Here is a 20,037-nt window from a genome sequence, read left to right as displayed (position 1 = left end):
GAGACCCGCGTATGACCGATTTCGTTTCCCTGAAGACTGCCGACAACGCGACCATTCCCGCCTATATCGCGAAGCCGGCCGGAACGCCGCGGGGCGCCGTCGTGGTCTGCCAGGAAATTTTCGGGGTCAACCACCATATCCGTAATATTACCGACAGCTACGCCGCCGAAGGCTATCTCGCCATTGCGCCGGCCCTGTTCGACCGCATCGAGAAGAATGTCGAACTGGCCTATGACCAGGCCGGCATGACCGCCGGCATCGCCCTGATGAAGCAGTTAAGCATCGATACGGCGCTGCTGGATATCGGCGCCGCCGCCACGCATGTCAAAAGCGCCGGCAAGGTCGCCATCATCGGCTTCTGCTGGGGCGGCACGCTGGCTTGGGCTGCGGCCTGCCGCACGGATCTGTTCTCGGCGTCCGTTGCCTATTATGGCGGGGGCGTCGGCAACATGCTCGACGAGAAGCCGCGCTGCCCCGTGCTGGCGCATTTCGGCAATCAGGATCAGTCGATCCCGATGGAAACCGTCGAGAAATTTAAGGCCGCCCAGCCGGCCGTGCCGGTGCATGTCTACGAGGCCGGCCACGGCTTCAACTGCGATGAGCGCGCCTCTTATAACGCGGCCGCCGCGGACCTCGCGCGCAGCCGTACGCTGGCCTTCCTGAAAGACAAGATCGGCTGAGCCACGACAATTGACGCTCTCCAACAGGCCCGCCAGCGATAGTTGGCGGGCTTTTTCACAGATAAATTCAAATATTTTTGGTGGTTGACCACTAGAGAGGCCAAAGATTGCACCTGGTGTGCGCGCAACCGTTAGCATTGCGCAGTATAATGCGTATCAGAACAGCAGATTTTTCCTGACAATTCGGTCAGGCCAATTTAGTAGCCTTCGCAGTCTTCTAAGCTGAAGCGTTCGGGTTGCCCCCATTATCAAAGCGAAGCTTAAAACTCCGACGATCTTTGCCGAAACATCTTCCGTCATTCGCATCAACCAGTAGCTAAGCAGAAAAATCTACTGGCGGCAGAAAACCTCCCCACCGGGAGCAAAATGCGACGCCCTCCCGGCCGGGATAAAATACTGGGGAGGGGTTTTTCGTCTTGTCTACTGGCGAGTAGATTATCGGGCTGCTGCGTACCATTTCTGGCCGATTGCGCGAAACCACAGTAAAGACAGCATAAAGCCCGGAGCTTGAGCGCCCCATACTCTATGGAACTCGTATAGGCGGAAGTACGCGCTGGTCCTTGGGCCAGAGAGAGCCTTCCCATAGTTTAAATTTTCCGCTGAGAATGAATTGTGGGTGAGGCGATTTCGCTCGAATCGGCCAGGTATGCTATGGTGACGACAAATGCAAATGGAGGCCGATATGATCTGGGATCCAGACACCCACTTCGCAGGAATCGATATTATCGATGATGCTATCGATATGGGATACCTTATTGCAAGTTCCGCAGCGGCCGGAATTGCTCGCAAGGTCGAAGCTGATGGCGAGGATTCTCTCACGGAAAAGCAACGAGCCATCTACGAAAAGCAAGTTTTACCAGCTTTAAGCAGGTATGCTTCCTGTATTGATCGCAAGCGGAAAAGAGAACTTGTGGACGCAGACTAGAGCCATCTACCGCAACGGCTTTAGGTTGCCCTCTGCATACGGGGCCCATGCCGTTGAGCCTGGCCCTTGGCGATCATGTCTGCGACCAAATCAAACTGTCCTGTACCGCAATAGACGAACCTCTCGGCACCCTTGACCTGTAGTGAATTGAGATTCTCGACGTTCTTGGGGCCGCAGAGGTAAGGCTTAAACCCGTTAAATGGTTCTAAAACCCGTACCGCGTCTGCTATTGCCGTACTGTACATCTTCCGCCGCAATACTGATATTCGAGATCGGCGGCGGAGTTTATGAATTTGGGCCCGCATTTCACCGACCATATTCGGGCAGAACAAGCCCAGCGTCAGTGTACTGCTCAGCGGTATATAAATTTCAATACCATAGCATTTAAGCCCCAAATTACCTCTCGGCCCGGCATCTATGTTGTTTTGCAATACCACGGGCGCGTCACCTATTAAGAAGGGATGATCTAAGGTCGTTTTATGTAAGCACCATTCTTTCTCCAAAAGTATAGGGGTGATTTTATGCGGTTCTGTATAGAGCGCTCGCGCATGAAATAGCTTTTCGTCTTCAGGCTTTATAGGCCGATAATTCTCGACATCCTCGACTCTCGCCCCACTGCTTTCAATCATTTCTAAGAAGAGCCGATCAAGATCTCTAACTCGCTCAATTTGATGGGGTGTTCTCAGATATTGAACGGCGATAAAATAAGCTAATTGTATACGCGCTTCTCCAGATATGACTGACAGAGATTCTGACGCGATTATCTTTCTAATGGTTTCGCAGGCCACGGCTTCCATTTGCGATAAAGACTCTTCGAATGACATTTCGACGCCTTCGAAGATGAAATCATAGAATTTATTCTGGGAAGCAACATCACGCGGTGGCGACACCCATTCTCTGCCAGAATGTTTATCTATGACGTGAATCTGACCGTAATTACTTTTACAAAAATTGTTCAGCAAGAACTGTGGAACATAGTGCTGCTTTTTGGCCGCCGTCATGATCTCCACCCACGAGGTATCGCTATCTCTTGACCCGAATCAGGGTCTTGCGACAAGTAAGCTTAGATCATGCTAACCCTCCCGCCGGACGCCAAGAGGGAAAATCTACTGGCCAGTTATTCGGCCCTACGGTGTTTTAAATACCGACTTTAGGAAAGCCACAGCGTCATCGCGCACAGCTGACCTCGCCTCGGCGTTGCGGCCGAATGAAGCGCCCAGCCGCTTACAGTTTGCTTCAAAGGCGGCAATTTCAGATACCGGCCGGGTTTCGCCCGTATCAGGTCGCCAGAAGGTGTTCTTTTCAAAGAGATACATATGACCACAAGCGCCCCACTGCTCTGCCTTGGCATTGCTCGTGTGGCGGTATGAGGTGTCATCAAAGCCATGCTTCGCATCTTTGTAAATGGTCAGCTTGGCATCCGTGCCTTGGGCCACGAGGCGCTTAGTGAAACGGTCACAGGTCTCTGGCGTCTGGTAGTCGTCTTTATCGCCCATGTAGACCCGCACCGGTGCCCCTGTCTGCTTATCACCCATAGCAAGACAGCCCGGGTAGACAGCGACATGGGCCGCGAATTTGAGATCAGACTTGATCACGCCGCGTCGGAAGGCCTCATGCACCGTGTAGAGTGCTGCAGAACCGCCCCGTGAGAACCCGATGATCGCAATACGCTTGGGATCGATACGGGGGTGGGTACTTAAGACTTCAAGCGCCGATAGAGCATCTGCGACACCGACTGCATAGCTCAACTGGCTTTGGTTCGTCTGAGTTGCCGTGATGCCACGGGTGGCGAAGCTATCGACCATGAACGTGGCCCAGCCCTGGTCTCGAAATAGCTTGGCCCAATCCTGGTCTTTATCTGAAAAGCCACTGCTGCCATGAGACATGACAATGGCCGGCACCCTGCCCTCAGCACTTGGAAGCACCAGTTCGCCCATGATTGGCTCTGGCGTAACCTGCCCGCGTGCGAGGCCGTAGTAGCTCTTGGGGGTCTTGGCCAGAAAGGTCACCTTGCCGGTCTGGCCAGCACTAAAACTCTGTAAGGGCTCTTGAGCCCAGGCGGGTGACGCCAAATAGCCAAGCACGATGATAGTGACGAGCGCGCGATAGACGAGCTGCATAGGATATCTCTGAGGTTAGTTTGTGGTGTGATCGTTAGTCGCGGAGCTTTTTGCCCCACTGAGCAAGCCAGTCATTGAGCACCGGTTTGGGCGAACCCGGCCCATTGCCAATGTTGCGGTTTTGCCGAATGGTGACGGTCTTGCCATCAGCCACCCAAGCGACCCAAACGCTCATATCGGCCAGATCGGTGACAACGATGGCGGCATCGCCATCTGTTGGCTGGGGTGACTTGGTGCCCGACGCTACCAGGAAGCGCCGATTGACGATGGTGGTCTTCGGTCCATAGGCCAGGCGGTCAGTAATGGGCTGGATCTTGTAATCGACCAGCTTTGCGACGCGAGGCCAGATGTCGGTCGATTGAATGGCTAGTGGTCCATTACCGAGCACTTGGCCCAAGTCAGGGGCGTCTTTGCCAACGACATAGAGCAGTCCCCTGGCGCGTTCATACTTGGTCGTGACCGGCAGGAGCTCGTCCTGAGGAGTCTCACCCCAGACTGTGCCTGAAAATGCGATGATGCCCTTGCCGCCTCGCTTGATATCAGACGCTTCCCCCCGACCTAAGCTACCCAAATACAGCGGTGGCGTCTGGGTCACGTCCACCAATGAGAGAGAGTCGACGCAAGAACTGCCAGAGTACTCGCTGCTAAAGATAATAATTTCTGGCTTCGCCAGCGATGGTATGGCCAGGATCGGGGTGACATGGTCCTCTTCAAACAGCTTGGTCTGGCCGACCTTGGCCACTTTCGGGCAGATGGCATAATCACAGGCTGGATCTTGGTAGCTAACAGTGACCTCGCCGGCCTTGGTTGGGATACGCCAGGCGACCTTGCCATTGGCATCTGGCTTAGGCTCTACCAAAACCTCGCCCAACGGGATCTGCTGGATCCGGGCTCGGCGCACTTGCCAGCCCAAACCGTCTCGCTGCAACACCAAAGTGAGCGTCGCGCCGACGTCTGCGCCACCGAACACCACGCCGTAATGGCTGGCGTCGATATAGCGGCCCTCTGGAGCTTGATCGGGCCCATCTACGTGCTTGTATAGGCTGATGGCGCCCTGCGGTGTCACCCGTTCGTCGATTATCTTGCCAATGGCAGTATTGATGATGGCCCCGCCGAGTAGGCCATTAAGCGCATCCAGACCGCCCTGCTCCTTTGCACCAGCCATCTGCTGCTGCATGAGCACCTTGATGTCTTCGCGAAGACTGTCTCGCACGCGAGGCCAATCGACCAAGACATCTAGGGTCAGGGTATCGCCCTGCTGTAAGGCGGCCTGAAGCTTCTTGAGCATCAGGACTGGTGCATACCAGACGTATACGCCAGCACCACCAATGCCAGCCGCCACCAATGCGGCGATAAGCCACTTACGCATAAATTCCCCCATTCAAAAATGTGATTCGGACCATTAGTACGACTTGAGTCTCATAATTCGTACTAATTAGGCGATTTAAGATCAACGAGACAACTTAAATCGTACTAACAGTTCATACCTTTGCGCCGCGTTCGGATGAACATTCCGAATATGCGTGAGGCTGAACTTCGTAAGCGATTCGGCGCCCATTTGAAGGCGTGCAGGAAGGCGCGTGGCCTTAGTCAGGCCGAGCTTGGCAAACGCATCCGCCTAACTGCTGAAGGTGTTTCAAAGATTGAGCGCGGCCTGTCGTTTACGGGCATCGGAACTCTTTACCGTGTTGCTCAGGCACTTGGCATCGAGGTCTCGGACTTATTCTCTTGGGTACCACCCAAAGCACAAACACCGACTGAGCTGCGGCAACGCGAACTAGTAGCAAAGTTCAAAGCCATTCTTTCCTCTGAGCAGCCCGCAACGGTCGAAGATATAGCGGCAATTGTGCATGCAGCTTCCCGCACGGAAGCCTAATACTCCTCCGCCAGCATGACCGTCAGCACGCGTGTAGTGATGGCCGGATTCGCTGGGTCTTTAGATCCGTATCTCAACTGCTTGTCGTAATAGTCGATCTTCCAAAAGACCTTGTGACTGTCGAACTCGATAGCCCCGAAATCATGCTCATGATACGAGTCATTGTCGGTACTGAAGGCATCAAATGCCTGCACCAACTGCACCACCTTTGAGAGTTGGGTTTGGCCTAAGCTGCGCACGCCATTGGTAATAATGAAGCGACCGCCTAGCATGGTGCGGCGGAAGGCGTCATTCAGTTCACGAATCCTGTCAGTATTGCTCATGGTATAGGTCTCCATTTCGACCAGCCAAGCTGGTCGAGTGCTTCGATATCGATGGGTTGATTGGCGGGTAGACTTAAGCGCTAGCGCTCAAATAGCCGCACCAAGGCGCTTAGGCCCGCATGGTGGATCTCAAAGGCATCGAGAGGCGTCAGTCGCCGCGCCTGCCGGTTAAGTCCAGCCTCGATATGCCAGGCTGGTACGCGAACGGCCGCCAAGGTCGAGGCTTCAGGCTTGGGCAAGCTGGCCTCGAAGTGCGCCGCCCCCACTACCAGCCCCCCCTTCAAGGCCGCTGAGGCGCTGGCGATGCCATGGCGCTGCCAAAAGCCGTCCAAGCCAGGTCGCTTAAAGCCATGGATGGCGCAAAGCGCTAGCCTGGGCCTTTGGGCCGCTAACAGAGCCCGCCAAGCTGCAACAGCCTCCTGTCTGAGCTGCCGCGCCTGATAGCCGTCGTAGTATTGGCCCTCGGACCGCAGAACCCTGACATGCCGAGACCGAGCGCCTAGTGCTGGCCGATCTTCCGTCAGCCCAAACAGGTCATAGCAAGCCGCCAGCATGACCCGGCCGCCATTGGGCAAGCCTACAAACCGATGCCGGCTGCTGTAGTCAGCCAGCGCCGGCACGATCGGCAGATAGTCGCCGACGGTATCTAAAGGGGCTGGGAATATCTTACGGGCCAGCCCTACTAGCTTGCCGGCCTTAAGGGCTAGGCAGCACTGGTCGCCCATCTCGACATAATTAGGTGCCCCAGAGTCACACCCCACCGCTAGCACGGCGCCCTTAGACTGTCGCTCAAGGGCCTTCGAGACGTCCTTCAGGCCTGACCAAAAGCCTTCATGGCTGAGCGCCCTGCAGCGCTCTTGATGGGTCTGATGCCCAATGAAGCCCTTGGCTCTCAGGTACCCGCCGGGGAAGACAATGGCGTCTATAGGTGGCCAGTCATTGGCCCTGAGGGCCTGTATAACAGCCAGGGCAAACTCTGTCCTGAGCCGGTTCTGTCTAACGCGGATTGCCTTCTTGCCGAGTAAGCACACAGAGACAAGCCGCGCCGACCGAGTGGTCTGTCGGGTCATGGTAGTCCTCAATTGTCAGTTTGGATGTTGGTAAGGCCCCGGAGGGGCAATCGGCTCAAACAAGCCCGCCGGCAGGCTTATTCGGTCTAGAGAAGCGACACCAGCCGGCGTTGGCTGCGCTCGTCGCCGTCAATATAGGCCTGGGTCTGATCGATCGACCGATGACCCGCCAGAATCTGCACGTCCCTCAAACTGCCGCCTGACTTGGCGACCAGCCTGGCCGCCCGGGTGATGAAGGTGCGGCGGCCAGAGTGAGAGGAGCAGCCCTTAAAACCAATTTCTTGATAGAAGCGGTGAAACCAGTTGACCACGCTGGTGGCCCGCATGCCTTCATTCCTCTCAGACCGTATGACCCGGTCAGATGGCTCGCCGAAGCGGCCGGCCTGCTTCTTGAGCTTTAAAAGCATGGCCTTCAGGTCTGCATGCATGGGTATGACCCTGCCAGATCCCTTCTTAGCGATACGGTTCTCAAGGCCGATCTGAGACGCGATCTTGCCGTCTGCCGTGGAGACCATCTCCCAGGTTAAGCCCGCGATCTCCCCCGCCCTCAAGCCGGCTTTGGTTGATAGCAGCAGCATTACCTGATTGCGTAACCCGTACTTACCCTTCCCCGCCGCTCTCAAAGCGGTCTGTAGCTGACCTGGCGTCAGCACCTTGGCCTGTTTACCTGGCATTTGCCCCTCTTATAGTTAGAGATTCAACTAGAAATACTCGTATAAGTAGTATATAAAGACGCGGCCAAGTCGTCAATAGTTTAAATATACTAGTAATTTAGCATATTTCTGAGCCGAACGACCCAGCCCGGCTGGCCAAGCCCAAACCCCACGAATCACCCCTATAGGATGTAGAGAAAGGTACCCCTATGCCCATTACCCGACGTCGTTTCTTAACCGGCTCTAGCCTGGGCTTGGCCACCCCGGTAGCCGTACATGCCAACGCAGCTCCTTCAGGTCACAGACGAGTTAGCCAGGCTGAATTAGAGCTGACTGCCCATCGGCATGGTCTATGGCATCGCCGGCAGCCCGGTGGGGAAATCGCTGACTTGGGCGGCTGTGATTTGAGTGGCTTGTCGTTTGGTCGGTGGGAGCTCAGATACGCCAATTTCACCGGCGCCAATCTGCGGGGCATCAGAGCCACTGAGACGCGGTTCTTCCGATCGCATATGACCGGCTGCGACCTGTCTGGCGCCCTGCTACTCGACTGCGATCTGAGAGGCGTAGATCTCACACGGGCGCGCCTAGTGAAGGCCATGGTTTTAGAGACCGACTTTCAGAACCCCTATGGCGGCGGGCTCACTGAGGCGCGGCTCAATCATGCCGACTTGCGCCTGGTGCGGACCAATACTGCGATCCTAGGCGCTGACTTTAGCTATGCCGACTTGTGGCAGGCAGACTTACGGGGCGCGTATGGCGGTGCTCACTTTGAGGCCGCTGACCTAAGAGAGGCAGACCTTAGAGGTGCGCTGTTGGCCGAAAGCTCGTTTGAAGCAGCACGCTTTAGCGCCACCAATGTTCAGTCGGCCAATCTCTTTGAATGCGCGCTGACCGAAGAACAAAAGTCGGGTCTTTATATGAATGCCACAACGATCTTGGGACCGACCACTGAGTAGAGTTCGTCAGAAGTCTATCGAGCTATTTTTTTACACATAAATTCCGTACTTATGAGAATCACCCTCTCCGTCAAATTACAACCTAAACATTTGAAAAGATTCGGCCCGTTCCAGCCCGGTAGCCCTACCCACAAATTCACCAACAAATGCTCGATCCTTGGCAAAGTGACAAAAAGGCGTCCGCAAGGCTGACATACATGGTTAAGCGCCCCCAACAAGGTTCGTTAAGACATAGCAGTTAAATGGCTTTCTAATCATATTGCTGAATTCAAGCAGTTATGTTTTGGGGGACACTGTGGGTTCGCCGTCTCAACGCGATGCTCAACTTATCCGAATTTTAAATGACAGAATCCTCAAAAAGGATCCTGAGTGGGCATGTATCAATCGCGCGGAACGTACCGCCGCGCATGGGTTAATTCAGTACCCGGCCATGATGGTCCCCGCGATGCAACGCGATATTCTCGAGCTATTACTTTCCGTCTCGCCTGAATCCGCTTTAGTCCTCGATCCTTTCGTAGGCTCCGCAACAGCATTAAGTGAGACCCTCGCAATGGGTCTTAATTTCATCGGATTTGATATCAATCCGCTAGCGATATTAATCGCGAGAGTGAAATCAGAACCAAGACTTGCCGCAGAATTTAGTGATGCTGCTGACCAGCTAATCTCCTATCTCGAAGATGATTCTGGCCGGCACTATTCGGTTTATTTTTCCAATCAAGCCAAGTGGTTCCGAAAATCTAATTCAGTGGGGCTTTCGCGCATTCGACGCAGCATTGAGCGGATCGATAGCCTTCAATGCAGACGTTTTATGTGGGTTGCGTTAGCCGAAACCATTCGGCGCTGCAGTAACTCTAGAACGTCGACCTATAAACTCCACATTCGGTCCGAAGACGACGTAGAAAAGCTAGATGGCACAGCCATTCCAATCTTTAAATCCGTCCTAAAAGTGAATGTGAAGCGGATGAATGACGAGAAGCACCGCCTAGAGGAAGCCGGCATCTTGAAGCAAGGTAAGATGGATAATAAGGCGAAGGTTTGGCTTGGTGACATCTGCAACACTAAAAAAGTCAAAAGTAAAAAGATCCAAGCAGATATCGTATTGACTTCACCGCCTTATGGAGACAACCGCACAACAGTGCCATACGGCCAATTCTCCTACCTCGCGCTACGATGGATTCCCCTAACTGACATTGACGAAAACATTTCCACAGAGCTTTTGAACACAACCCACTCTCTCGATACCGCTAGTGTGGGGGGCAGTGCACGCGTCACAAAAGACGAAGTCTCCGAGCTTTCAAAAATGTCACCGTCATTTGCCAAAATGCACCAGAGGCTTTCTCAGTATGAAGGGGACGCCTCGAAAAGGTGGGCCTCATACTGCCGCGACCTGTCTCGATCCATTGAAAACGTCTCATCGACGGTGAAACAGAATGGCTATTTGGCCTGGACTATTGGGCAGCGCCGAATGCTTTCAATGAGTGCGCCGTTAGCGAACGTTCTGGAAGAAGTTCATGATCATTTTGGAAGTAGTGTAGTCACGGCTGTGAAGCGCAAAATACCTACAAAGCGGATGCCAACGCACAACTCCCATAGCGCATTGATGCAGACTGAGCATGTTTGCTTCTTCAGAAAAAGATAGCCCGATATGACTGACACACCTCATGAGCTGCCGACTCTCAAGATTGATCCAAGAGTAGTGCGACAACTTGGATCCGAGCTAATTACGGATCCAGAACAGGCGCTGCTTGAGCTAATCAAGAATGCGTACGACGCCGACGCGGAATTTTGTCGAGTGAAAATCGACACAAGTGCTAAATCTTTCTTTCGTAAAGGCTCTCGCGTACCCAACAGTTCCGAAGAAGCTGCAGCAGAGCAGCTTGACAATACGCTTCAGGTTTTGAATGGACGCATTACCATCGAGAACGATGGGCCACTGGTTCCAATTCAGACGATAATTGATAGATGGCTGCTAATCAGTGGTTCATACAAACGCCCCTCACCAGGTGAAGAAAAAGCGAAGACAGATAAGCATCGTACACCGCTCGGTGATAAAGGCATTGGTCGTCTTGGCACAATGAGGCTGGGAGACGTTGTGAGATTCATTTCACGACAATCAGACGACAGCACTATTGCTGAAGGTGTAGAGTTCCGATGGTCCGATTTTGAGACTTATCGCAGCTTGCAGAGCGTCCCCGTCGCCACTGTTAGTGACTTTATCGACAGAGACCTAACGACACGCGTTCAAATTGATGGTCTGTTCAATGCCGAACACTGGAAATCTTTAAAGTACAACGAGCTCCAAGCCCGCCTATCGAGACTGATTTCGCCGTTCACTAGCGAACACGCAATGGCCGTCGAGATAAAGCTCGACGAAGAGATTCTCGAACTACAGAGCCTACAACGCGATTTGGAGTTTTATGCCGCCTCCCGCTACACGTTCGCCTACTTTTTGCGCGACGGCCGGCATTATCTAAGCCTAAACGGGCTATTGTCTGGCGACTTTTTCGGGCGCCATTGGAAGCCTGAAATGGTAGAGGAGTTTTTCTCTTCCTTTAAATCCCATGATCCAAAGTTTGGCCTCATCCGGAATCCGGATAATAAATCTCGTTATGTATATTCATTTCACAGAGAAATTGATTGCGACGAAATTTATGGTTTTGATGCCACTCACACACCAGGCCCGTTTACAGGGGCGATCTATACATTGAACTTTAATGCACTTCAGTCCAACGAGACCCCAGAAGATGATGTGGCTCCTAAGGCCATACCTCCCACCGGTGCGTTGAAGGACTTCTATCAAAAGCTCGCAGGCATCTCCGTATACAGAGATGGTTTTGGAATCAGAATTGATCCAGACTGGATAGGAATTTCAGGGGGCACTACCAACAGTAAAAGCTTCTATAGCCTGCGTAAAATGAACACTATTGGCTACGTCGATATCTCGTCGCAATATAACGCGATACTTGTTGAAAAGTCCGACCGAGAAGGGTTCGTAGATACATCCGCGTGGCGAGCGTTTCTGTCGCTTTGTCAAAAAGTTCGCGACGAAATTAATCTCACGCACTCAACATTGCGGCGCGATTTCGACAAATACACTAAAGGAAAAACACCCGGCCCAGAGAAAGTTTTACCATCTACGGATGCCGCATTAGCCAAATTGAGAAAAGACGGCACACATGCAGACGCAATGGGTCAGCAGCTATCGGCGAATACTGCTTTGTTGTCGGCCGCGGTTAGCCTCACGACTTCGATTGGAGACTCGAACCCGAAAGTCCGAGAATTCAGCAAGCAAGCCACTGCGGCTATAGAACGCGCGAAAGCGCTATCCGCAACACCCCGGACTAGTGACGGCAATGATGCACTTGCCCTCGTTACCGACGAGCTCAATACGCTGAGGCGTCAAGTGCGGACTGCATACGATTTTATTGCGGCGGGACTTTCTGCCGAAACCCTTGCACATGAGGTGCATCCGGTACTTGAGCAAGCCATCAAGCGGCTAAGCGCGATCGAGCGGAAGATTTCAAATGGCAAGTCCGATGGCGCACTATCCGACGTTCAATCTGCTCGCGCATACCTTCGTATGATCGGAAAGCAGCTTTCTTTACTTAATCCAACCCTTAAGATTTACAGAGAAACCCGCGACACGATTAAACTCGGAGATTTCCTTAACGAATACAAAGATTTTTCCGAGAACAGACTTGCTGAAGAAGGAATTAAACTAGAGCTCCAACTTGATGCGCCCGGACGCATCAACCTTCCTCGCGGCCGCCTTATGCAAATCATTGATAATATCGTGCGGAATGCTGAATATTGGCTTGGGGTCCCGGCAGTAAAAAAACGAATTAAGCATCCGACAGTGACGATTCAGGTGCAGGGCAATCGCATCTCAATTTCTGACAATGGTCTGGGCGTTAAGCCGGAGATCGAAGATCGGATATTTGACATGTTTATAACCGACAAACCCGCTGAAATTGGCCGCGGTCTCGGACTCTTTATCACTCGTGAGATTTTGCTTCGTTATAACTGCGAAGTGGCCTTGGCCCCCCATCGGAACGCTTTGGGGCGCCGGCACCAATTCGATATCGATCTTTCTGCTGTGGCGAAGTGAAGATGACCGAACTCACATCCATCGTGAAGGCTTTAGGAGTCGAGAAGGTAATCTGGGTTGATGATATATTCTCCGACCTGAAGTTCGGAGATGACACTGACACGGTGGTTCTCGCAGAGGCCGTTCTGCAGGAAGGGCACTATGATAAACTCCGAGGCGTACCACAGGGGCGAAAACTCTCAATTGAAGCCCTATCCGATCGATTAGCTCAGAATGCAGAACTCAGAAGTGCAGCTCTCGAACTAGTAGGAAGTGGCGAAAGTGTTGTTTCTCAGGTCTGCGAAGCGCTGAAAGAAGTTATAAGCACTAGTAGCGGGAATAAATGGCTCTCACAGCTCGCATCGGCAGAGGCGGTTAAGAATACCCTCTTCTTGCTCGATCGAAATTATTGGCGTGAGAATATCAATGACGACCAAGCTGTTGATCTATTAAAAAAAACTGTTGGAGCTTTTCTTAAAGACGGAACCTCTAATTATTGCGTGGTGCTTACTCAAGAAGTCTCCGTTGATGACGAGACTGAAGAGCGAAAAAAGCTCCTGCAGCAATTACTGGGTGCCGACTTAAATCACAAAGATCACATTCGATTTTCTGTTATCTCAAAGAGCGGCCTTGGGACTCAAGCTAAGGCAGCACTCTCAAAAAGTATAAGCGAGAAACTTGCCGGCGTCGTTTTGTACGCTCTTTTGGAGAAAATTGAAGAATCCCTTGCGACGAGCACACGAGCACTTCGCGGTTTGTTTGGTGCAGAGTTTGATGACGTTAGAAAAGCGATTCTCTACAATTCTTATACAGAGGGCGTCTCGGAGATTGACGTGCTATTGCGTGTACTTCAGCAACAACATCGCCTTGAACTGTCAAAAATTCTTCAAAATCCAGATGACGCCGCACTCAAGCAACTATTGGCGAGGTTTCGGACGTTCCAGGTGGACGGCCTGGAACTTAAGAACAAACACAAAGTTTCGGGCGAGCTGTCTAAGGTATGTCGGGCCGAAATTATTACTGAAGGGCCGCTTGTAAATCAGCTCACTTTACCTGTGGTTCCTGGGGACGTCTTTTCGTCATGGAGCCCCGACGAAAATCAGAGCACTCTGAGCAGTGATCTTGAGGACAACAAGTCTTACATGATGCTTGCAGGCCAACTCTGCGATATAATTCCACGTGGACACAAGATCGCAGCGGTAAATTCCGCCTTCCTGCTCCAATTCACAGCAAAATCAGCCGAAACACACGCCGTTTACGAAGCGACATTGTCGGCTGATTTAAGAAAACAGCTCAGCAATGGCAGAATTAATTGGGTAGTTGCTGGAGACTTTTATCTTCACTTCGACTTCCGTCAAGTAATGTCTGCAAATGTGTCGGCCCTGCAGCTTTGCGCATTTAATAGCGCGGGTACAGCAACGTTACGGGAAGACGAGGAAAATGAAGTTTGGGCTCTTACATCGATAGCCCGTGAAAAGTCGAAGGCCCTTGACCGCTTAAAGGCCGGCTTAAGTCCAACGTTACAGCAATATGCACTGGATTTTTCGGCGTTCGATACAGATCGAACCCTTAAAGTTTCGGGTAGTACGGGCAAGCAGCAATTCTGGTACCCGGTCCGCCGCGTATGTCGAGTCCGCGATATTGAAGCAAATGAAGTTTTGGGTGGATTGGAACGGTACTGGCGCCGCGCACCGAAACCACACTACTTTGCTTCCGATTCTTAAGTCTGCCGGCAAGGCTGGTTATTAATCGCTTTGTTCGGTTCTTGGCATATCTGCCGACAACTTAGTAGGAAAAGACGATTGCCTATCAAGTGCATCGTAGGCTGCTCAGTAGATTTGTCTTCTTCGGCCTCCGCGGAGGGGGTATTAGGCATCGTGTTTATAGACGGCTAGAAAAGTACAAGCATTTATATCTCTGGCCAGGTCAACTCTGAGTCTACCGCCTCAAGCGGAGTATAAACTGGCTTCTCATTTTTATCGACTAACGGGCTAAATGTCCCGGGACTTCTTGCGTACAAGCCAACGAATAAAGAAATCGTAGAATTCTTGATATCCAATGAACAATTGGACATCTCAATCCCTTCGTTAGTGCGACGATAAGTCGATTCACTATTGTTTGGCCAATGCACCTTAAATCCGTTCATCAACCTGTCACTATCAACCAATATCTCCATGATACCCTTAAAGGGCAGATCATACGCGATGCCTTGCCCGGCACGCTCCCCCCAAAATCGACGAGCCTCACGCTCTAAGCCGAAGAAGGTACCAACGAAAACCTTCGCTCTAGTAATTATCGCATCAAGCTCAGAGAACGTAATCTTAAACGCGCCGATTCCATGAGCCGCTCGACAACGGAACCCATCATCAGAAAATATGAAATCCGAATGACTAATAGCATTTCGCAGATCAGATCGATAGAACTCGTCAAACATTCCGCCAACATCTAGTTTGGCTTCGCCACTTAGTTTCCTAATAATTTCAATTTTTTGCCTAGGAAAAATACCGTTCTTACGAAAGCTCTTTTTTTGCTTCTCCGTAAGAAAATCGAAAAATGGGTTCGGGCTATATCCATACCCCAACTTAAAACGGAGCAGGTTTAATATAACCTCGTAGGTCGCATCCATCTCCAATATATGAGTATATAAAATGAGCCCAAGGCGCCACTGAGTGAGTTCCCCGTCCGAAAACTTATCTGGAGGAAAGTCACCTTGGATTATGGAATATAAATCATTAACTACGGCGCGTGATTCAATGTACGGGTCCCACCCTTTGTCCTCCATGCCAACAATTCTTAGCAGCGAAGCAAAGTACTTTATTATGTCCGGCTCCACTGAATCTTCTGGAAAGAAGAGCGGGGCTAAGATTTTTATATATCGCGATCGAATTTCCTCATTAATATCATCCGGACTGGGCTTCGCTTCCATCTAACCCTCTCAAAAAATGCCGACCTTACCTCGCCTCGACATAAAGACTGGGTTCAATCACTCTCCACACGTCGTCATACTGGGGGCTGGCGCCAGCCGGGCATGCTGTCCTACCGGCGATGCGAATGGTCTGAAGCTTCCGGTAATGAACGACCTGATCCGCATTCTGAACCTGGATACTACAGTATCCAAGCACGGCCTCAGTAAAGAGGGGAACTTCGAATCTATATATAGCCAAGCATTTCGAGAGAAAAACACCAACCTACTCGCAGAACTCGACATGGCGGTCAGCGATTACTTTAAAAAGATTACCATCCCAAATACACCGACTATATACGACTACCTAATCTTGAGCCTTCGAGAGAAAGATTTAATTGTAACCTTCAATTGGGATCCTTTATTACCTCAAGCCTTTAAGCGATGGCGTCATCTACGCCACCTCCCCAAAATGGTATTCTTGCATGGAAATATTGACATTGGCGTCGATAGGCAAAAGAAAGTCGTCCGCTTCCTCTCGGATGGTCCGCATGCTGGAGTGAACTTAGAGTCTTCCAGATTACTCTTTCCAGTAGATCAGAAGGACTACAACGCTGATTTATTTATTAAGGACCAATGGAATGTCGCAACCGATTATCTGAGACATGCCTATCTAGTAACAATCTTCGGATATAGCGCCCCCGCCACTGATGTTGAAGCTAAAGCCTTACTTTTAGATGCATGGAATAGTAACTCCACTAGAGAACTGGCAGAGATTGAAATAATCGATATTCGGGATGGCGATGAAGTTAAGGCATCTTGGTCAGATTTCATTGTTCGAAATCATGGATCTGCCTGGGATGATATTTCACACAGCCAGTTAATTCGCCATCCACGCAGATCTTGTGAAGCCTTTGCCTTCGCTACGTTACAACAAGATCCTTGGCACGAGGATCCATTTTCATTTGGTCCATCATTGGAAGCCCTCGAAAAGTGGATAGAGCCACTAATTTTTGAGGAAAACTCAGGTAAGCTCACCGGACATCCGCATCACACCAAGTAGTGATTCTCAATACCTCAGCAGATTGTCTTATCGAGCTTCGCGGAATCGAAATTGTTACAGTGGGGCGTCCCCCCAATACCCGCCAGTAGATTTTCCCCGATGCCCATCCGGGGAGGCGTAACATGGCCTTAGTAGAAAAGCCTTCTTTGATATCGGTTAGTAGAAATGATGTAAATTCTACTGTCCGAGAGCCTGCTTAAATTTAGCTTGAGTGCCGGAAGGGTAGAGACTCCCGCCGAAGCGCCCTCGTTTTCCTGATACCCTCAATCAGTCGATTTGCTTCTGAGCTAAGTTGACTGCCCTCTAACGTTTCAATCAGGCGCCCTGGAAGATTTGTATTGTACCAATTCGTCTTTTGCTCTCGATGTGCCGCAGCCACGCCCGTTCCATCCGTCGTCATGCCGAGCGATGTGTGGTCATGTAGTCGAAGCCTCCTCATCGGGTTCAGCAACGAGTTCGGAAGTCCGGAATTTCTTTAGCTCCTCCGAGTACGAGTTCCGGTCGAAAATGAATAGCAGCTCCGAGGGCCGTACTTCCTTGCCATTGATATAGATGCGGCCCTCTTCTTGATCGTAGGTAATCGAGGTTGATACATCCAAGACTTCGTTGAAGGACGCTAGCTCAAGGCGCTGTTCAATGAGATCGAAGCGTAGCTTCGTCAGTGTCAGATCGATATGAAACTTGTTGAAGGCATGCCAGAGAAGGCTAATAACGCTTTCGAAAATCGACACGAAAATCCGGATATCCGTTTGCGACGGCATGTCCTGGCTGTCGTGCTGCCCATGCCCGGCGATGCTGGTGCGGTTGCGAATTTCGGCAAGCGCACCGACGATCCCTGAAAGATTGCCGGCGATTCCCTCATTATCGAAGCCACAGGACGATAACGCCTGCTTGACCAGTCTAGGTAGCTTCAGATCGTCATAGGGAAGGCCGCGCTCAGAGAGGATGTGTTTGCAAATGATCTCGATCACGCATTTGCAATAGTCGATCGCTTCTGGTTCAAGGGTCTGCAGCGCCCTCTCCGCTTTGTCAATCGTGGCGGCCAACCGCGTTAGCCCGAAGACTTTCTGAAAATCGTGCGCATGTTCCAGAGGCGATATGATCACACCGCGTCATCCCCCGCCTTCGGCGCTAAAAAGAGCCTGCACCTCAAGCATGGCCGTCCCAACCGACATCTCGGTCAGCCCCAGCTTTTCGATCTTCGGACACCATTCGGGGTCACTCGCGATGTATTGGAGGATCTGTGCGGCGTCGGGTTCGATACCGAGCATATTCAGGTGCTCTATGGCATAATCGATCGTGGCCAGCGTCTCCCATTCCTCATTCTTTTTATAACGGAGATGCTCGGCTACCCAATGCGATGGCGCGGCGTAATGATAAGTGGCGATCCATTCCCCCGCATCGCCAATATCAGCCCCCGGCACATGGCCGAAGCCGAAACGGCCGCGCGCCTCGCGCAGCCAGTTCTTCTGCTTGGCGATGGCGATGCCGCCAGAATATTTCATGGTAGGGTTGTACGGGCCGGCCGCCTTCTTGAGATAGGCCATTTCGCCCACATGCTCGCCCATCTTGCGGCGGGCAAAATAGACAGCCTTTTGAAGACGGAAGTTGCCAATCGGCTCCCCCCCTGCCTCAAAGAATGTTTGCACGATAGCCGCGACCAGAACGGCCTCTTGGAACTTTGTATCAACACTCCGCACAAGACCCGTCGCTGCGCGGGTTTTTGTCTCCGATTTGGAAGGGGTAACGGCGCTTTTGACTCTCGTCGTTTCGGGGCTATTGCCGCTTGCCGGCTTGGGCGCGGTAATAGCGGGCGCGTCCCCGGCAAGGTTGGCAGATTCAGCCGTACCACCACCATCGGGGTCCGTCTCAGTCAGGGCATGGACGAGCGAGGCCATCAGCTCGGCATTTACCCGTTCGCCTTCACGCACCTGCTGTTCCAGTCGGTCGCACAGCGCCATGAGTTCATCGACCTGGGCGACGATGCGTTGTTGCTCGGCAAGGAGTGGGAGCGAGATCGGAGCAGCCTTGATGTGACTGCGCGTAATGTTACGCATGGAGTCGCTGGTGCCGGTGGCGACCTTTGCAAAATAGGCGCGCACAGGAGATGCATGAAATGCGAGGAGGAAATAGTCTGGATCGACGGCGTCTGAAAGAGCTAGCCGGACGATCTTGTCTGACAGCATGAGGCACGGATAGTCCTCCGGCACTTTGACTCCGCGTCCTACGAGTTCCGCAGTATTCGCGCGCGAGACCAGGATATCACCCGCACGAAGAGCGTGCTGAGGCCGTGGTTCCATATCGCTCGGGAGCCGTTTGTTCTCCTCCGGCTTGAAGACACCCCAAGTTACGGCACTGACCTTAAGCACACCCCATTCATCACTGGCCGCTGGAACGTTATCGCAGAGTGGGCTCCACCCGGAGTTTGATGACACGAGAACGTCGTCGACGGTGCCTTGCGCAAATTTGGCTCGCTCTGATGATGTACTAAAGGCCCCCACAACCGCCAAATCGATGACCACTTCCCGCAACGCCTTGATCGACTCTTGATCGTCGAACAGTTCGTCGAACTGCGCGGCTAGGCGGGACCAGCGCTCGGTAGCTTCTTGCGGCGTTTTGGTTTGGGTCAGATGATGCAGGGCAGACGCGGCGGCCGTGCGTTTCAGCCCATTCTCCTTCGCCTGTTGAGCTTCCAACTCGTCACACAGCTCCATCAGTTCATCGACTTTGGCGACAATCCGCTTCTGTTCGGCAAGGGGCGGGATGGGAATGGGAGCTGCGAAGAACTTGCCATCGTTGATTGCCGGATAGGCGACGCCCATCATCTGGCCTTCAACATACGTAACGAATTCAGGTGAACGGAGGTAATAGAAGACATACTCAGAGATTATGCCGCCGAGCGGATGCACTATCGCAAAAGCGGTGCTCGCAATTGCTTCAAGTGGAAACTCGCGATCTACAACGGCGATGTTTTTAAGATACGGACGGACCGTTGAATAGATAACGGTACCGCGTGCAATAAGCTTCCGTGCCCGTGATGGCGCATTTTCCGGCTGAACCAGTTCCAGCTCTGAGCTGATCTGACCCTTAAGGTTGTCGATTCCACCAACATCAATGTAATAGAACGGCTTGTCGGGGACTTTCTGCCCCCAATCACGGCTCATTCTGCCAATTGTAGTCCAGGCCCAATTATTCGGAGTCTGATAAATCGGATCGGCGCCTTTGTATTTGGTGATGCGTTTCTTAATCGCAGAATCTGCATCGTTTCCGATCTTTTCAAGAACAGCTTCCGCATGGCCGTCGGAGGCATTCTGTGGCACCAGCCTTCCCCGCACCGCCAATCGCAGCACCAATTCGCGCAGCTTCTGGACCCCTCCAGGGG

At 52.1% G+C, this 20,037-nt stretch carries 16 protein-coding genes; 8 read left to right on the top strand and 8 right to left on the bottom strand.

What is annotated here, in order from left to right; all coding sequences use genetic code 11:
• The first annotated feature begins 11 nt into the window (after positions 1-11).
• Both AC1ROB_RS06440 and AC1ROB_RS06435 read left to right on the top strand, forming a co-directional pair.
• A complete protein-coding gene (locus AC1ROB_RS06440) occupies positions 12-680 on the top strand; it encodes a dienelactone hydrolase family protein (RefSeq protein WP_492972031.1) in 669 nt (222 codons plus the stop codon).
• Between the two features lie 682 nt (positions 681-1,362).
• On the top strand, positions 1,363-1,605 hold the full coding sequence (locus tag AC1ROB_RS06435; RefSeq protein WP_492972032.1) for a hypothetical protein: 243 nt from the start codon (positions 1,363-1,365) through the stop codon (positions 1,603-1,605).
• 20 nt (positions 1,606-1,625) lie between these two features.
• On the opposite strand, the gene AC1ROB_RS06430 is transcribed toward AC1ROB_RS06435, so the two are convergent.
• The 3 genes from AC1ROB_RS06430 to AC1ROB_RS06420 form a co-directional block, all read right to left on the bottom strand.
• On the bottom strand, positions 1,626-2,606 hold the full coding sequence (locus AC1ROB_RS06430; RefSeq protein ID WP_492972033.1) for a DUF4238 domain-containing protein: 981 nt from the start codon (positions 2,604-2,606) through the stop codon (positions 1,626-1,628).
• Positions 2,607-2,732: 126 nt separating this feature from the next.
• The gene (locus tag AC1ROB_RS06425; RefSeq protein ID WP_492972034.1) at positions 2,733-3,725 is read right to left on the bottom strand and encodes a dienelactone hydrolase family protein; all 993 of its coding nucleotides are present in this window, start codon (positions 3,723-3,725) and stop codon (positions 2,733-2,735) included.
• 34 nt (positions 3,726-3,759) lie between these two features.
• Complete coding sequence (locus AC1ROB_RS06420) at positions 3,760-5,094, bottom strand: DUF2939 domain-containing protein (protein WP_492972035.1); 1,335 nt, start codon at positions 5,092-5,094, stop codon at positions 3,760-3,762.
• Between the two features lie 135 nt (positions 5,095-5,229).
• Between AC1ROB_RS06420 and AC1ROB_RS06415 the strand changes: the two genes are divergently transcribed.
• Positions 5,230-5,601, top strand: a complete 372-nt coding sequence (locus AC1ROB_RS06415) for a helix-turn-helix domain-containing protein (protein ID WP_493031399.1) — start codon at positions 5,230-5,232, stop codon at positions 5,599-5,601.
• Here AC1ROB_RS06415 and AC1ROB_RS06410 read toward each other — a convergent pair.
• The gene (locus AC1ROB_RS06410) at positions 5,598-5,924 is read right to left on the bottom strand and encodes a DUF3768 domain-containing protein (RefSeq protein WP_492972037.1); all 327 of its coding nucleotides are present in this window, start codon (positions 5,922-5,924) and stop codon (positions 5,598-5,600) included. The genes AC1ROB_RS06415 and AC1ROB_RS06410 overlap by 4 nt on opposite strands.
• A 1,156-nt stretch (positions 5,925-7,080) precedes the next feature.
• Positions 7,081-7,668, bottom strand: a complete 588-nt coding sequence (locus tag AC1ROB_RS06405; protein WP_492972038.1) for a tyrosine-type recombinase/integrase — start codon at positions 7,666-7,668, stop codon at positions 7,081-7,083.
• Positions 7,669-7,856: 188 nt separating this feature from the next.
• On the opposite strand from AC1ROB_RS06405, the gene AC1ROB_RS06400 reads away from it, so the two are divergent.
• From AC1ROB_RS06400 to AC1ROB_RS06385, 4 genes are all read left to right on the top strand, one after another.
• Entirely contained in the window at positions 7,857-8,603 is a 747-nt protein-coding gene (locus tag AC1ROB_RS06400; protein WP_492972039.1) for a pentapeptide repeat-containing protein, read from the top strand.
• A gap of 295 nt (positions 8,604-8,898) precedes the next feature.
• Entirely contained in the window at positions 8,899-10,242 is a 1,344-nt protein-coding gene (locus AC1ROB_RS06395; RefSeq protein WP_492972040.1) for a DNA methyltransferase, read from the top strand.
• Between the two features lie 6 nt (positions 10,243-10,248).
• Complete coding sequence (locus AC1ROB_RS06390; RefSeq protein WP_492972041.1) at positions 10,249-12,711, top strand: ATP-binding protein; 2,463 nt, start codon at positions 10,249-10,251, stop codon at positions 12,709-12,711.
• A 2-nt stretch (positions 12,712-12,713) separates the two neighbouring features.
• Positions 12,714-14,414: a hypothetical protein gene (locus AC1ROB_RS06385; RefSeq protein ID WP_492972042.1), complete on the top strand. Its 1,701-nt coding sequence runs from the start codon at positions 12,714-12,716 to the stop codon at positions 14,412-14,414.
• 185 nt (positions 14,415-14,599) lie between these two features.
• Here AC1ROB_RS06385 and AC1ROB_RS06380 read toward each other — a convergent pair whose 3' ends face one another.
• Positions 14,600-15,616, bottom strand: a complete 1,017-nt coding sequence (locus tag AC1ROB_RS06380; protein ID WP_492972043.1) for a hypothetical protein — start codon at positions 15,614-15,616, stop codon at positions 14,600-14,602.
• 145 nt (positions 15,617-15,761) lie between these two features.
• Between AC1ROB_RS06380 and AC1ROB_RS06375 the strand changes: the two genes are divergently transcribed.
• Positions 15,762-16,655: a hypothetical protein gene (locus AC1ROB_RS06375; protein ID WP_492972044.1), complete on the top strand. Its 894-nt coding sequence runs from the start codon at positions 15,762-15,764 to the stop codon at positions 16,653-16,655.
• 416 nt (positions 16,656-17,071) lie between these two features.
• Here AC1ROB_RS06375 and AC1ROB_RS06370 read toward each other — a convergent pair whose 3' ends face one another.
• Together AC1ROB_RS06370 and AC1ROB_RS06365 are read right to left on the bottom strand one after the other, a co-directional pair.
• Positions 17,072-17,761 (bottom strand): abortive infection family protein, encoded by a 690-nt coding sequence (locus tag AC1ROB_RS06370; protein ID WP_492972045.1) that lies wholly within the window; start codon positions 17,759-17,761, stop codon positions 17,072-17,074.
• A 6-nt stretch (positions 17,762-17,767) separates the two neighbouring features.
• On the bottom strand, positions 17,768-19,975 hold the full coding sequence (locus tag AC1ROB_RS06365) for a restriction endonuclease subunit S (protein WP_492972046.1): 2,208 nt from the start codon (positions 19,973-19,975) through the stop codon (positions 17,768-17,770).
• Positions 19,976-20,037: the final 62 nt, after the last annotated feature.

This window comes from Ferrovibrio sp. GW821-FHT12F09 (assembly GCF_058806775.1).
The sequence above is the reverse complement of the archived record's forward strand: the minus strand, read 5'-3'. Positions and strand labels throughout refer to the sequence as shown.

Excerpts from the sequence above, each read along its gene's own strand:
- AC1ROB_RS06410 (WP_492972037.1), bottom strand. The coding sequence starts at position 5,924 with ATGAGCAATACTGACAGGATTCGTGAACTGAATGACGCCTTCCGCCGC.
- AC1ROB_RS06385 (WP_492972042.1), top strand. The coding sequence starts at position 12,714 with ATGACCGAACTCACATCCATCGTGAAGGCTTTAGGAGTCGAGAAGGTA.
- AC1ROB_RS06390 (WP_492972041.1), top strand. The coding sequence starts at position 10,249 with ATGACTGACACACCTCATGAGCTGCCGACTCTCAAGATTGATCCAAGA.
- AC1ROB_RS06405 (WP_492972038.1), bottom strand. The coding sequence starts at position 7,668 with ATGCCAGGTAAACAGGCCAAGGTGCTGACGCCAGGTCAGCTACAGACC.
- AC1ROB_RS06375 (WP_492972044.1), top strand. The coding sequence starts at position 15,762 with ATGAACGACCTGATCCGCATTCTGAACCTGGATACTACAGTATCCAAG.
- AC1ROB_RS06380 (WP_492972043.1), bottom strand. The coding sequence starts at position 15,616 with ATGGAAGCGAAGCCCAGTCCGGATGATATTAATGAGGAAATTCGATCG.
- AC1ROB_RS06430 (WP_492972033.1), bottom strand. The coding sequence starts at position 2,606 with ATGACGGCGGCCAAAAAGCAGCACTATGTTCCACAGTTCTTGCTGAAC.
- AC1ROB_RS06440 (WP_492972031.1), top strand. The coding sequence starts at position 12 with ATGACCGATTTCGTTTCCCTGAAGACTGCCGACAACGCGACCATTCCC.
- AC1ROB_RS06415 (WP_493031399.1), top strand. The coding sequence starts at position 5,230 with ATGAACATTCCGAATATGCGTGAGGCTGAACTTCGTAAGCGATTCGGC.
- AC1ROB_RS06435 (WP_492972032.1), top strand. The coding sequence starts at position 1,363 with ATGATCTGGGATCCAGACACCCACTTCGCAGGAATCGATATTATCGAT.
- AC1ROB_RS06400 (WP_492972039.1), top strand. The coding sequence starts at position 7,857 with ATGCCCATTACCCGACGTCGTTTCTTAACCGGCTCTAGCCTGGGCTTG.
- AC1ROB_RS06420 (WP_492972035.1), bottom strand. The coding sequence starts at position 5,094 with ATGCGTAAGTGGCTTATCGCCGCATTGGTGGCGGCTGGCATTGGTGGT.
- AC1ROB_RS06425 (WP_492972034.1), bottom strand. The coding sequence starts at position 3,725 with ATGCAGCTCGTCTATCGCGCGCTCGTCACTATCATCGTGCTTGGCTAT.